This window comes from Marinobacterium sediminicola (assembly GCF_022343685.1).
Taxonomy (GTDB): Bacteria; Pseudomonadota; Gammaproteobacteria; order Pseudomonadales; family Balneatricaceae; genus Marinobacterium; species Marinobacterium sediminicola.
In genome coordinates this window covers 1850133-1864256 of the sequence record NZ_CP092123.1, presented here as the reverse complement: position 1 = coordinate 1864256, position 14124 = coordinate 1850133, and the positions used below count along the sequence as shown (strand labels likewise).

General features: G+C 54.0%; 11 protein-coding genes. 7 read left to right on the top strand and 4 right to left on the bottom strand.

All coding sequences use genetic code 11. The annotated features are described in order from the left end of the window. Nucleotides 1–30 precede the first annotated feature (30 nt). Together LN244_RS08645 and LN244_RS08640 are read left to right on the top strand one after the other, a co-directional pair. On the top strand, nucleotides 31–1206 hold the full coding sequence (locus LN244_RS08645; protein WP_239039396.1) for a BaiN/RdsA family NAD(P)/FAD-dependent oxidoreductase: 1176 nt from the start codon (nucleotides 31–33) through the stop codon (nucleotides 1204–1206). Between the two features lie 66 nt (nucleotides 1207–1272). Beyond that, complete coding sequence (locus tag LN244_RS08640; protein ID WP_239039395.1) at nucleotides 1273–3459, top strand: OsmC domain/YcaO domain-containing protein; 2187 nt, start codon at nucleotides 1273–1275, stop codon at nucleotides 3457–3459. An 85-nt stretch (nucleotides 3460–3544) separates the two neighbouring features. Here the strand turns inward: LN244_RS08640 and katG are convergent, their stop codons facing one another. After that, nucleotides 3545–5734: a catalase/peroxidase HPI gene (katG, locus tag LN244_RS08635; RefSeq protein WP_275424672.1), complete on the bottom strand. Its 2190-nt coding sequence runs from the start codon at nucleotides 5732–5734 to the stop codon at nucleotides 3545–3547. A 353-nt stretch (nucleotides 5735–6087) separates the two neighbouring features. Between katG and LN244_RS08630 the strand changes: the two genes are divergently transcribed. Together LN244_RS08630 and LN244_RS08625 are read left to right on the top strand one after the other, a co-directional pair. Further along, entirely contained in the window at nucleotides 6088–6939 is an 852-nt protein-coding gene (locus LN244_RS08630; RefSeq protein WP_239039394.1) for a DMT family transporter, read from the top strand. Nucleotides 6940–7022: 83 nt separating this feature from the next. After that, nucleotides 7023–7763 carry a leucine-rich repeat domain-containing protein gene (locus LN244_RS08625; protein WP_239039393.1) on the top strand — a complete coding sequence of 247 codons (741 nt, stop codon included), beginning with the start codon at nucleotides 7023–7025 and terminating at the stop codon, nucleotides 7761–7763. A gap of 50 nt (nucleotides 7764–7813) precedes the next feature. Here LN244_RS08625 and LN244_RS08620 read toward each other — a convergent pair whose 3' ends face one another. Then, the gene (locus LN244_RS08620; protein ID WP_239039392.1) at nucleotides 7814–8821 is read right to left on the bottom strand and encodes an MsnO8 family LLM class oxidoreductase; all 1008 of its coding nucleotides are present in this window, start codon (nucleotides 8819–8821) and stop codon (nucleotides 7814–7816) included. Between the two features lie 102 nt (nucleotides 8822–8923). Beyond that, nucleotides 8924–9526: a TetR/AcrR family transcriptional regulator gene (locus tag LN244_RS08615; RefSeq protein WP_239039391.1), complete on the bottom strand. Its 603-nt coding sequence runs from the start codon at nucleotides 9524–9526 to the stop codon at nucleotides 8924–8926. Nucleotides 9527–9640: 114 nt separating this feature from the next. On the opposite strand from LN244_RS08615, the gene LN244_RS08610 reads away from it, so the two are divergent. Beyond that, nucleotides 9641–11671: an oxidoreductase gene (locus LN244_RS08610; protein ID WP_239039390.1), complete on the top strand. Its 2031-nt coding sequence runs from the start codon at nucleotides 9641–9643 to the stop codon at nucleotides 11669–11671. A gap of 128 nt (nucleotides 11672–11799) precedes the next feature. Here LN244_RS08610 and LN244_RS08605 read toward each other — a convergent pair whose 3' ends face one another. Beyond that, nucleotides 11800–12420 (bottom strand): LysE family translocator, encoded by a 621-nt coding sequence (locus LN244_RS08605; protein ID WP_239039389.1) that lies wholly within the window; start codon nucleotides 12418–12420, stop codon nucleotides 11800–11802. Between the two features lie 329 nt (nucleotides 12421–12749). On the opposite strand from LN244_RS08605, the gene LN244_RS08600 reads away from it, so the two are divergent. Beyond that, the gene (locus LN244_RS08600; protein WP_239039388.1) at nucleotides 12750–12995 is read left to right on the top strand and encodes a hypothetical protein; all 246 of its coding nucleotides are present in this window, start codon (nucleotides 12750–12752) and stop codon (nucleotides 12993–12995) included. A 134-nt stretch (nucleotides 12996–13129) separates the two neighbouring features. Further along, nucleotides 13130–14101 carry an ABC transporter substrate-binding protein gene (locus LN244_RS08595; protein WP_239039387.1) on the top strand — a complete coding sequence of 324 codons (972 nt, stop codon included), beginning with the start codon at nucleotides 13130–13132 and terminating at the stop codon, nucleotides 14099–14101. The last annotated feature ends 23 nt before the right edge of the window (nucleotides 14102–14124 follow it).

Sequence of the window (14124 nt, the reverse complement as noted above, 5' to 3'; positions counted from 1 at the left end):
CCGTACCGGGTGGCCCCGGTGGAGTCATATGTGAATTACGATGTTGTGATTATTGGTGGTGGCGCTTCGGGATTGATGTGTGCTGCCACCGCTGCTTATCGGGGCCGCAAGGTACTGTTGCTGGAACATACCAGGAAAATCGGGCGCAAGATTCTGATGTCCGGTGGTGGGCGGTGTAACTTTACCCATCTGCACAACTCGCCGGTCAACTTCCTTTCCGGTAATCCCCATTTCTGCAAATCAGCATTGAGCCGTTTCAGTGCCGCGGATTTTGTCGAATTGGTAGATCGGCATGGCATTGAATATCACGAGAAAACGCCGGGCCAGCTGTTTTGCAATGAGTCCAGCAAGGAAATTTTGCAACTGCTGCTGACCGAGTGTGAGTGGGCTGGCGTCGAGATAATGACCGAAACCAGCGTGTTCGAGATTCAGCCGGGAGAGCAGGGGTATCACCTTAAAACGTCCCGTGGCCAATTTGATGTTGAGTCCGTTGTCATTGCGACCGGAGGGCTGTCGATCCCCAATGGTGGCGCAACCGGCTTTGCCTATGATGTTGCAGAGCAGTTTGGTCTTAACGTGACGCCAAGGCAGGCCGCTCTGGTTCCGTTTACGCTTCAGCCTGACCTGCTTGAGCATTTAAAGCCCCTGTCGGGCGTCTCACAGCCGGTGACGGTGACCTGTAACGGCATGAGCTTTACCGAGAACCTGTTGCTGACCCACCGAGGCCTCAGCGGCCCCGCCATTCTGCAGATCTCCTCGTACTGGCATGCCGGGGATGAGATCGAAATTGATCTGTTGCCAAAGCTGGCGCTGTCGGAATGGCTTAGAGATCAACGTCAGCAGCGGCCAAAAGCTGAACTGCGAACATTAATAGCGCAGCATATGACCAAACGCCTCGCGCAAACCCTTTGTGACCTTTGGGGTTTCGAAGGCGAGATTGGGCAGTACAGCAATGCGCGTCTGCAAGCGGTAGAGCAGCAGTTCAAACACTGGAACATCAAACCATCCGGCACCGAGGGCTATCGAACGGCTGAGGTGACTCTGGGGGGAATCGACACCAATGAAGTGTCACAGAAAACCTTTGAAGCCAATAAAGCGAAGGGGCTGTACTTCATCGGTGAATGCCTCGACGTTACCGGCCATTTGGGCGGCCACAACTTCCAATGGGCCTGGGCATCGGGCTTTTGTGCCGGCCAGTTCGTATGATTTGGCCGCTTTCGCTCGACTGTATCTGCCAGATCAATTCAAATTTCTAATCCAGAAAGTGACGTAATGGAAATCAAGGTAAATTTTTTAGATAACCTCAGGCTCGAGGCCAAATTCGATGACTTCACCGTTACGGCGGATCAGCCGATCCGCTACAAGGGTGATGGCTCCGCGCCGAGTCCCTTTGATTACTTTCTGGCGTCATCAGCGCTGTGCGCGGCCTATTTTGTAAAGGTTTACTGCAAAGCGCGTGATATTCCCACAGACGATATCAGGCTGTCGCAGAACAACATTGTTGATCCCGAGAACCGCTACAATCAGATCTTTCAGATTCAGGTCGAGTTGCCGGATACCATTTCCGAGAAGGATCGGCAGGGCATTTTGCGTTCCATCGATCGTTGTACCGTGAAGAAAGTGGTGCAGGAAGGTCCTGAATTCAAGATTGAAGAAGTCAGCAGTCTGGATGAAGACTCGGCGCTGCTGTTTTCAGGTATGACCGAGGGTGAAGCCCGCACCTATATTCCGGGTAAAGACCTGCCACTGGAAGATACGATCACCAACATGACCAGAGTGCTGGAGCAGCTCGGCATGAAGATCGAAGTCTCGTCCTGGCGTAATATCGTACCCAATGTCTGGTCGTTGCATATTCGTGATGCGGCTTCACCCATGTGCTTCACCAATGGCAAGGGCGCCAGCAAGGAAAGTGCACTCTGCTCCGCGCTGGGCGAATTCATTGAGCGTGCGAGTTGCAACTTCTTCTACAACGATCATTTCTTTGGCGAAGAGATTGCGAACAGCGATTTTGTCCATTACCCGAACGAGAAATGGTTCCCGCTGACCGAAGATGATGACATTCCCGAAGGGCTGCTGGATGAACACTGTCTGTCCATTTACAACCCGGATGGGGAACTGCGTGGCTCCAACCTTATCGACACCAATTCAGGTCGTATTGACCGGGGTATCTGTGCCATTCCTTACGTACGCCAGTCCGATCAGGAAGTGGTTTACTTCCCGTCAAACCTGATCGAAAACCTGTTCGTCAGTAACGGCATGAGTGCCGGTAATACTCTGTATGAGGCACAGGTTCAGTGCCTGTCCGAGATTTTCGAACGTGCGGTTAAAAAGCAGATCATCGAAGAGGAGATCGCGCTTCCTGATGTTCCCATGAGTGTGCTGGAAAAGTACCCGCATATTCTCGATGGCATCAACGGGTTGGAGGAGCAGGGTTTTCCAGTGCTGGTTAAGGATGCGTCGCTGGGTGGCCAGTTCCCGGTGATGTGCGTCACGCTGATGAACCCGCGTACTGGAGGTGTTTTTGCTTCCTTCGGGGCTCACCCATGCTTTGAGGTAGCACTGGAGCGCAGTCTGACTGAATTGCTTCAGGGGCGCAGTTTTGAGGGCCTGAACGATGTGCCGCCGCCGACCTTCAACAGCCATGCGGTGACGGAACCCAACAATTTCGTTGAGCATTTCATTGATTCAACGGGTGTGGTCTCCTGGCGATTCTTCAGTGCGCGTTCCGATTACGAGTTCTGCGAGTGGGATTTCTCCGGCAGCAACGAGGAAGAAAACGCACGCCTGATGCAGATTCTTGAAGCGCTGGATAAAGAGGTCTACATCGCGGTCTTTGACGACTTGGGCGCGACGGCCTGCCGTATCCTGGTGCCCGGATATTCGGAAATATATCCGGCTGAAGATCTCATCTGGGACAACACCAACAAGGCTCTGGCTTTCCGTGAAGATATATTGAACATCCATTCACTGGATGAGGATGCGCTGGCAGATCTGGTTGAGCGCCTTGAGGAAAGTGAACTGGATCACTATACCGAGGTGCCGACACTGATCGGGATCGAGTTCGACGAAAATACCGTCTGGGGTCAGCTCTGTGTCGGTGAGTTGAAAGCATTGATCTATCTGGCCTTGCAGCAGTATGAAGAGGCCTATGATCTGGTCTGTGAGTTCCTCGATTACAACGACAATACCGTCGAACGAGGGCTCTTTTATCAGGCGCTCAGGGCGGTATTGGAAATCACCCTGGATGACGAGCTTGAGCTGGATGATTACCTGCCCAATCTGGTCCGCATGTTCGGTAACGAAACCATGCAGAATGTGGTGGGCTCAATCACCGGGGAAGTGCGTTTCCACGGCCTGACCAGAACCAGTATTGGGCTTGAAGGACTGGAGCGGCATCAGAAACTGATCGAGAGCTATAAGAAACTGCATCAGGCTCGGGCGGCACGAGCGGCCCTCTGAGCACAGGATGAGTCAGGCTGAAACATAAAAACCCGGATGCTTTGTCGGGCATCCGGGGTTTGCTTTTGCCGAATCGATGCAATTCTTACTTCAGGTCAAAGCGATCGGCATTCATCACTTTGGTCCATGCGTTCACGAAGTCCTTAACGAATTTCTCCTGATTGTCATCCTGAGCGTAGACCTCAGCGTAGGCACGAAGAATCGAGTTTGAACCGAACACCAGATCTACTCGGGTAGCCGTCCATCTCACTTCACCGCTTTTACGATCAACGATTTCGTACAGGTTTTTGCCAGCGGGCTTCCAGCGGTATGCCATATCTGTCAGGTTGACGAAGAAGTCATTCGTCAGCACGCCTTCTCGGTCTGTAAACACCCCATGTTTGGTGTCACCGTGATTGGTGCCAAGAACGCGCATGCCGCCTACCAGAACGGTCATTTCTGGTGCTGTCAGCCCCATGAGCTGGGTTCTATCCAGCATCATCTCCTCGGGTGTTACCACGTAGTCTTGCTTGACCCAGTTGCGATATCCATCGTGGAGGGGCTCCAGGTAGTCGAACGATGCGGCATCTGTCATCTCCTCTGTAGCATCCCCGCGGCCGGGCGCGAAAGGTACAGTAATGTTAACACCCGCATCACGGGCTGCTTTTTCGACAGCGGCGCTACCGCCAAGCACGATAAGATCCGCCAGACTCACCGGTTTGCTGAGACCTGACTGAATGCTCTCGAGCACACTCAAGACTTTCTTCAGGCGTTCAGGTTCATTGCCTGCCCAGTCTTTCTGCGGCGCGAAGCGGATGCGGGCTCCATTGGCGCCACCACGGAAGTCTGAGCCCCTGAAGGTGCGGGCGCTGTCCCAGGCAGTGGCTACCAGCTCGGAGATACTCAAGCCACTGGTCAGTATTCTGGCCTTGAGTTCTGTAATCTCCGACTCGTCCAGACTGTAGTCAACCGCAGGGATCGGGTCCTGCCATATCAGATCTTCCTGAGGCACATCAGGGCCGAGATAGCGGCTCTTCGGCCCCATGTCGCGGTGGGTCAACTTGAACCATGCGCGGGCGAAAACCTCATCAAAATAGGCCGGATCCTTGTGGAAGCGCTCGGAAATCTTGCGGTATTCCGGATCCATTTTCAGCGCCATATCGGCATCGGTCATGACCGGCATGCAGCGAATGGACGGATCTTCAACATCCACCGGCATGTCATCTTCCTTGATGTCTACCGGTTTCCACTGATTGGCACCGGCAGGACTCTTGGTCAGCTCCCACTCATGGTTGAGCAGCATGTCAAAATAGCCATAATCCCACTGGGTCGGGTTGCTGGTCCATGCACCTTCAACGCCACTGGTGACGGTATTGCGCCCAACACCTCGGGTCTTGTGATTCATCCATCCGAAACCCTGCTCTTCGATCGGTGCACCCTCAGGTTCAGGGCCAAGATTATTGGCATCACCGTTACCGTGTGCCTTGCCCACGGTGTGACCACCTGCGGTGAGCGCAACGGTTTCTTCGTCATTCATTGCCATGCGCTCGAAAGTGACACGCATGTCCTGGGCGGTTTTCAGCGGGTCCGGCTTGCCGTCAACCCCTTCTGGATTCACGTAAATCAAACCCATCATCACGGCTGCCAGCGGATTCTCCAGATCACGTTCGCCGGAATAGCGGCTGCCTTCGCTACCGCTTGGAGCAAGCCATTCGCGCTCTGAGCCCCAGTAGATATCCTTCTCGGGGTGCCAGATGTCCTCGCGGCCGCCCGCAAATCCGAAGGTCTTGAAGCCCATGGACTCATAGGCCATGTTCCCGGCCAGAATGATCAGGTCCGCCCAGGACAGCTTATTGCCGTATTTCTTCTTGATTGGCCATAGCAGTCGCCGAGCCTTGTCCAGGTTGCCGTTGTCCGGCCAGCTGTTGAGAGGGGCAAAGCGCTGATTGCCTGTGCCGGCGCCACCACGGCCGTCTGCTATACGATAGGAGCCTGCGGCATGCCATGCCATACGGATCATCAGGCCACCATAGTGACCCCAGTCGGCGGGCCACCATTCCTGACTATCGGTCATCAGTGTCTTGAGGTCATTCTTGACGGCATCAAGGTCAAGAGACTTGAATGCCTCAGCGTAATCGAAATCCTCGCCCAGAGGATCGGTCTTTTTGTCATGCTGATGAAGAATGTCCAGATTGAGTGACTTCGGCCACCAATCCATGGTGCCATTGCCTGTAGCCGTATTACCACCGTGCATCACAGGGCATTTGCCCGCAGGGCTGCTGTTGTTCTGGCTCACGTCAAAGTTCCTTATGTTGGTTGACTTGCTGCTGACCGTCATCGAACAGCTGCGAAATGTTCGATACTTCATGCTGTTCAAAAAAACGGTCAGTACTGAATGTCAAAATCCGATTACATTGAACGGATCAAAATGGTGACTGTGTCTTGAAGATAGTCGTGCTGATGGGAGTTTTAAAATTTCCATTTCCAATATGCATAATAGGGAAAGGCTATTTAAGTATCAGAGACCACCAGTAGAGGGCGCTGAGATGATGGGCAGGGTTGTGTGAAATTCTGTGTGCTGGTTGGTTCTCAGCGTGCATCATGAGAGTCTATGCGATTACCGCAGTGAAGGATCAAGGAGTGAGAGCGATGGAACATCGCGACAATATGGCCGTTCGTGTATTCAGTCTTACCAGCTTGGCAATGATTGCATTCGCTGGAAATTCCTTGCTCTGCCGTGCTGCCCTGCAGGACACCACTATTGATGCTGCAAGTTTTACTTCAATACGCATGATCTCAGGTGCCCTGGTACTCTGGCTGCTGATTCAGCTGCGCAATGGAGAGGCTGTTGGGCGTGGCAGCTGGCTATCCGCCCTGGCTCTGTTTGTCTATGCAGCCGGGTTTTCCTATGCCTACCTGTCGCTGGGCGCCGGGACAGGGGCCTTGCTGCTGTTTGGTGCCGTACAGGCTACCATGATTGGATATGGTCTTTGGCAGGGAGAGCGTTTCACCGCGGTACAAGTCATGGGTCTGTTGCTTGCGTTGTCAGGGTTGGCAGGGCTGCTGTTGCCCGGTATGTCAGCACCACCCCTGTCAGGGGCGGTGTTGATGCTGGCCGCCGGTTGCGCCTGGGGTGTTTATTCATTGCGAGGCAGGGGGGCGGGTGATCCGACGCGTGTTACCGCCGGTAATTTCATGCGCGCGGCTCCGTTGGCCCTGTTGCTGAGTATCGTAACCATGTCGCAGGCCAACCTTGATATCGCAGGCGTGGCGTATGCAATAGCCTCAGGTGCGCTGGCATCGGGCGTTGGGTACGCCATCTGGTATACCTCGTTGCCCATGCTGAAAGCGACCAGTGCAGCCACCGTTCAGCTCAGCGTGCCCGTGATCGCCTCGGTAGGCGGTATTCTGCTGTTGGGTGAAGCGCTGACGTTGCGGCTGGTGCTGGCATCTATCGCTATTCTGGGTGGTATCGCACTGGTGATATGGCAGAAGCGCTGAGTCACATAATCCCGCATGTAATATTGAGTGCAAAGGTTGATTAAATAGTCGAATGACAAATTGAAACAGGGACGCGTAAGCAGATGAGAAGACGGACGGGTATGGCGATGGTCTTCATCGTGACAGCACTCAGCGGATGTGCGGATAACATAGTTGAGGAGCATGCCTTTGAAGACAAGGCGCTGAAGGCTTGTATCGCGGATACCCTGAGGAAAAAGGGACTAAGCCGGGTCGAAGAGATCACTCAACTGAGCTGCCAGGATGAAGGTGTAAGAACACTGAGCGGACTGGACGCGCTGTCCGGCCTTGAAGCGCTTTATCTGCAGGACAACGAACTCACCAGTCTACAGGGACTGGGACAGTTACCCCGGCTCAAGGTGATTTCAGTAGCCGGGAATCGCGAACTGACGTCACTGGACGGTTTAGAAGGTGCCTCGGCACTGGAAGAGTTTCAGGCGAACAAGTGCAGCCAGCTATCGGACATCAGTGCTCTGGGCGAGTTGCCCAGGTTGAGGATTGTCGCAACGATGATGGCACAGGTCTCTGATATATCCGCCCTGTCATCGGCAAACGCCCTTGAAGAAGTGACTTTCAACTACAACCGGATCCGCACTATTGACGCTCTGGCAGACAAGCCAGCCTTGCGCGAAGTGATGTTGTATTCGAATCCGTTGGGAGATATCTCGCCGCTGCTTGGCAATGCTGCATTGGAAGCAGTGGGTATTGGCGGTGAAAATATGGGGCATTGCGATGTCATCGCGCAGCTGAAAGCCAATATGGGGCCGGACGCGATTCTTTATGGTCCGGAGCGTTGCCCAGAATAGTCTCACGGAAATGCGGGGCGGGCATGAGGCATGCCCCGCACTGCCAAGTTTCAGAGGTTCTTGGCCAGCAAACGATAACTGTCCATGCGATCATGATGGCTGTGGGTTACGGTAACAGTGGAAATCTCGTCACAGCCGAATGACGTGGCCAGTGCTTCAATTTCCTGCCAGCACTGATCCGGTGTGCCTACGGTATAGCCTTTCAGGATGTGATCGTAGTATGCCTGATCGGATTTCGACATGGCGTTATAACGGTCCTGCACTTCCGATGGCGTCAGGAAATCTTCACGCATCCCCATCTGGGCGGCCAGTTTGCGATACACGGCAGTACCGGCACGCAGTTTTGCTTCTTCCTCGGTATCAGCGCAGATGCAGGCGATAGCCAGCATCTTGTTCGGAGTGCCTTCGTGCCCGGCTTTTTTCCATTCCTCAGTGTAGGCGGCAAAGATCGACGGATGGCAGTTATCGGGATCAATGAAGCGCGCCAGAGCGATATTGTAGCCAAGGTGACCGGCCAGTCCGGCACTGCCACCACTTGAACCGAGCATCCATAACTCCGGTTTTGGGGAGTTGTCCGGCAGTACGTTGATCTGGCTGTAGGGGTTGTCAGCGGGAAGGGTTCCATTGACAAAACCTTCGAGCATCTGGGCCTGATGGGCATAGAGATCGCCATGGTGCGGCTCGTGCGGGAATGCCAGGGCATGGGACGTCAGGCCTGTTCCGCCCGGCGCGCGGCCTACACCAAGATCAATACGCTCAGGGTGCAGTGTCGCCATCATTTTAAAGCACTCAGCGACTTTTAACGGGCTGTAGTGTGACAGCATGACGCCGCCACTGCCGACACGAATGCGTTGGGTCTGGCTGGCAATGGTAGCGACCAGGATTTCGGGGCAGGGGTTGGCAAAATGAATGCTGTCGTGATGCTCTGCCACCCAGTAGCGATGGTAGCCCAGCTCGTCACAGAGTTTAGCGAGTTCCACAGTCAGCCGAGGTGCATCAATCTTGCTATGGGAGCCATGCACCGGTGACTGGTCAACAACAGACAGCTTTATGTTCATTCAAACCTCCTTCATAAGGTTAATATGTTAACTAATCAGGGAGGAGGCATCAATCGCTGTGATCTGATGAGCAAATAACGGCAGGCGAGAGCGGCTCAGACGTTATTGGGTAATGAGGTCGACCAGGGTTTCGGCAATTTCTTCCAAATCCGTGCGATCAAGATAGACGCCATCGATCAGCAAACGCGTAAGACCGTGCAGCGATGCCCAGCTGGCCTGAGCTGTTTTCAATGCGGGATGCTGGCACGAGAGTACCCCCTGTTGCTGCATATGATCGACGAGGTCGACCCAGAGGCGGAAACTGGCTCTGGAAACCTGTTGCAGTGATTCGGTTGGTTCGCCTCGTTTCCAGATTTCCCTGCCGTACATCAGGTCGTAGGTTTCTGGATTCTCATGGGCGAAGCGGATGTAGGCACGAACCCATCGCTTGAACCTTTGCCTGTTTTGGTCAGGTCCAAGTTTGTCCATCAGTTCTTGAACCATCGCGTCCTGATGCTCAAAGCCCTTCTCGGCGATAGCGCACAGCAAGGCGTTCTTGTCCTTGAAATGGTGATAGGGCGCCGTTCGAGAGACGCCAACCTGATCGGCAAGGCGGCGCATCGACAAGCCGTCAATACCGGACTCACAAATGATGCTGCTGGCAGCCTCGAGCAGTGCCGTCCGCAGGTCGCCATGGTGATAGGGCTTGTTGTCTGATCGTGTCATGTCTGAACATTAATCGCACAACTTGACGGCGTCAAGTTGGTGGTCTAACTTGACGCTGTAAAGATTGCCTAATAACGATAAAAACGGCTGATAAAAGGCCTCGAGGTTCCTGAAATGACAGCAAATGGTTATCCGCACCTTTTGGCGCCCCTGGATCTGGGATTTACCACACTGAAAAACAGAGTCTTGATGGGTTCGATGCATACCAATCTGGAGGAGGTGCCTGGAGGTTTCGAAAAGCTGGCCCGTTTCTATGCGGCCCGTGCACGAGGTGGTGTCGGAATGATCGTCACCGGCGGCATCTCACCAAACTCTGCAGGTGTGGTGTTTCATGGCGCGGCGCGGATGGATGATCCAGCGGAAATTCCGCATCATCGTCTGGTAACCGATGCAGTACATCAAGCGGGTGGCAAAATCTGCATGCAGATACTCCATGCGGGTCGTTATGCAGTCACTCCAGAAGCTGTGGCACCGTCCCCAATCCGGTCCCCGATCAGTCCATTCTCTCCGCATGAACTGACAGACGCTGAAGTAGAACAGCAAATTGAGGATTACGCGCGCGCTGCCGAACTGGCCCGGGAAGCGGGTTATGACGGCGTGGAAATCATGGGGTCAGAGGGGTATCTGATCAATCAGTTTATTGCCCCGCGCACCAATCAGCGTTCTGACCGCTGGGGAGGAAGCTTCGAGAACCGCATCCGTTTTCCGCTTGAAGTGGTCAGCCGTGTGCGGCAGCGTGTCGGCAGTGATTTCATCATCATCTATCGGTTGTCGATGCTTGACCTGGTTGAAGGAGGCAGTGACTGGGAAGAGGTTGTAACCCTGGCAAAGGCTATCGAAACCGTCGGTGCAACGATCATCAACACCGGTATTGGCTGGCATGAAGCACGTATTCCTACAATCGCTTCCAGTGTGCCAAGGGCGGCTTTTTCCGGTGTGACCGCCAAGTTGCGTAAAGAAATCAGGATACCGGTGATTGCCTGTAACCGAATTAACGCTCCCGAAATCGGCGAGCAGATCATTTCTTCAGGACAGGCGGACATGATCTCGATGGCGCGTCCCTTCCTTGCGGATCCGGACTTTGTGGTCAAATCAGCCGAGGGCCGCAGTGAAGAGATCAATACCTGTATTGGCTGCAATCAGGGCTGTCTGGACCATGTCTTTGAAGGCAAATTGACAACCTGTCTGGTCAACCCTTTGGCATGCCGTGAAGCCGAGTCCAGTGTGGAGATGGCCAAAGTCCCGCGGCGAATTGCCGTCGTGGGGGGCGGCCCGGCCGGCATGATGGTTGCGGCAGTGGCGGCTGAGCGGGGCCACCGGGTGACTATGTTCGAATCCCGAACGACTCTGGGAGGCGAATTTGAACTCGCGGCACGGATTCCCGGCAAGGAAGAGTTCTATGAAACCCTGCGTTACTACGAGTCACGTTTCAGAAAGGCAGGAGTCGAGGTGTGTCTGGGGCAGATGGCTGACAGGGAACAGCTACTGAAAGCCGGCTTTGACGATATTGTCGTGGCTACGGGCGTTCGTCCCTGGATGCCGCCAATTCCGGGTATCGAGACGGCACAGTGTCTTGATTACCTGGATGTACTTGAGCACGGCAAGCCGGTTGGCCAACGGGTGGCGATCATTGGTGCAGGTCCGGTAGGTTTTGATGTGGCCGAGTATCTGACCGAGTCGGATGAGCATGTGCATCAAGGCAAGGAAGGCTTCATGTCTGAATGGGGTATCGATGGCAGTTTTGAGGTACGCGGAGGTCTGATCGAGCCGCAACCGGTACCGGCAGTCGATCGCCAGGTTTATCTGCTCGAGGTAAGGGATATCAAGGTAGGCGCCGATTTAAGTAAAACGACCGGCTGGATTCGCCGTGAAGTGCTGAAGAAGCGCAATGTCGTGATGCTGGGCGGAGTGACATTCAATCAGGTTGAATCGGGTCGCATCCTTCTGGAGCATCGAGGCGAGCCGCAGACCTTGCAGGTGGATACGGTGATTGTCTGTGCGGGTCAGCGTTCACGTGCTGATCTGGCGGAGCAGCTTGAGGGGAGTGGAGTTCGGGTGCATAGAGTAGGGGCTGCACGGGAAGCTCGTGGCATGGATGCCAAGGTTGCCTTTGCGGAGGCGTTTGAACTGGCCAGAAACCTCTAGAGGGGTATTAAAGCTGTGCAGGGGCGATTCATATGTGGAAGTGCACCTGCACAGTCAGCTCTCATGGCGTTTAACGCAAAGCCTGCACCATCAGGCTCTCAAGAGGCCAGACGTTGAGCCTTCTCAGTTCAGTGCCTGAGCACCAGATACAGACCCGCACTGCCCATGATCGCACCGGCACTGCGATTCAGGCGTTTCATCGCACGCTCCGAGCTGAAAAAACCGCGTGCTCTGGCAGCAAAAACAGCGATCGACATCACGCCCAACATTAGAGCGACTACGGTCAGTGCTGATGCAAGCACAATATCACCTGTTCCCAGCACACTCAGGTCCATGAATGTCGGCAAAAAGGCGATATAAAACAGAATCACCTTTGGGTTCGATGCTGAAATCAGAAAACCCTGAAGAAAGCTGGTTGCCATATCTGAACGGCTGACGCGGCTATGTGTCATGTCTGAGGGTGAAGCGGGTGCTGTCCACATCCTGTATCCCAGGTAGAGCAGGTAGGCGGCGCCCAGGATTCGAATAATCGTAAACAATTCCGACCAGTGGGTGGCGATAGCGGCCAGTCCCAGGCACGCGGCGACAAGATAAACAATGTCACTGAGGATCATGCCTGATGCCAACAGGACACAACTGCCGGCGCCATTAACAAGGGCGCGGGCCAGAATGGCAAAAATACCGGGGCCTGGTGTAATACCGAAAATCAGTACGGCAAGGAAAAAAGAGAGTGCGCTTTCTGCAGTCATCTGAATCACGTGGGGGCTGATTAAAACGGGATTATGCGGTAGATCCTGCTGTCAGGCCAGTCTGGTGTCACTGTGTGGATTTACGGCCGTAACCTGGGTACAGATGGCTGTTGATCGCTTTGGCCGGTCAAGGGGCTGACTGCGATAAGTAAATAATATTTCAACTTTATTAATTTAAAGAAAGTTTATTCGAATAATTAAGATTTTGAGCCCCTAAATTCTAAGCACCTTTCCTTTACAAAGGGATAGACTCTCTAATCAGCTAAGACAGGTCATGCGGCAGTCCCCGTGTCCTGCATAACAATAAAAAAGTAGTGCTGAGGTGCGGAATGAACCGCAAAACTTTCCTTTCATATCGGTTGGTCAAACCTGGCTTTCGTGCCCAGTGTGCAAGGCTCACCGACGTTCTTGCTTCAGGCGACCAGCGTAAGCTGAACGGACCTTATATCGACTTCCTGCTGCCATCAGCTCGCCATTATCCCGCTCTTCCAGCCCGCGATCAGACATTACTGCTCAACCGATCACATCATCATTGGACAGTCGGCCACTTTGGCCAGGCTTTCGTGCTGGTTTGATCTGATGTGCAGAAAGAATCCGAGATGTAACCCATGACGACCTTAATGAAAACCACATCACACAGGGACAGATCCCTCCAGACTGCCACCTGTTCGCACAACCTGAATAAAGATAACGACTTGGAGTGCTAGCCATGAAACCTGCCATGACCCTGAAAAAACTGATGAGCACCGCCATCGCAGCTGCCGCTTTGACCATGACCACGGCCCATGCGGCACCGGTTTATGTGGCAACGACTGCAATTGTCGAACATCCCGCACTGGATTCAGTACGAGACGGCATCAAGCAAACCCTGGAAGAGAACGGGTATAACGAATCCAACCTGAAATTTACCTATGAAAGCGCACAGGGCAACCCGGCCATTGCGGCGCAGATTGCACGTAAACTGGTTGGCGAAGGGCCTGACGTTGTCGTGGGTATCTCTACGCCCTCGGCGCAGAGTCTGGTCAGTGCCACCCAGGATATTCCAGTGGTCTTTTCTGCTGTGACCGATCCCCTGTCTGCCAAGCTGGTTTCCAACTATGAAGCGCCGGGCGGCAATGTCACCGGTCTGTCCGACAAGACTCCGGTTGCTCAGCACCTTGATCTGCTGCGCGAATTTCTGCCTGACATGAAAAAACTGGGCGTTCCCTACAACCCGGGTGAGCCGAATGCAGTGGCAATCGTTGCACTGCTGAAGGAGGAAGCGGCCAAGAAGGGTATCGAGATTGTCGAAGCACCGGCTCCCAAGTCCTCCGATGTCATGATGGCCACTCAGAAGCTGATTGGCGATGTAGATGCAATTTACTGCCCAACCGATAACACCATACTGACAGCGCTTGAGTCAGTGGTAAAAGTAGGCATCGATGCTCGTATCCCGGTGTTCTCGGGTGATACCGGTTCAGTTGAGCGTGGTGCGGTTGCAGCGCTTGGTTTCAATTACCATGATATCGGTCGCCAGACAGGTGATGTGATTGTGCGCATCCTCAAGGGAGAAAAGGCAGGGGAGATCCCGGTACGCGTCGCGACTGGCTCTGACCTGTTCGTAAATACCAAAATGGCCGGTCTGATGGGGGTCGAAATTCCTCAGTCCGTGCTTGAGCGCGCTACAAAAGTGATTCAGTAAAAACCCTTTCCGGTGTTGCCTGG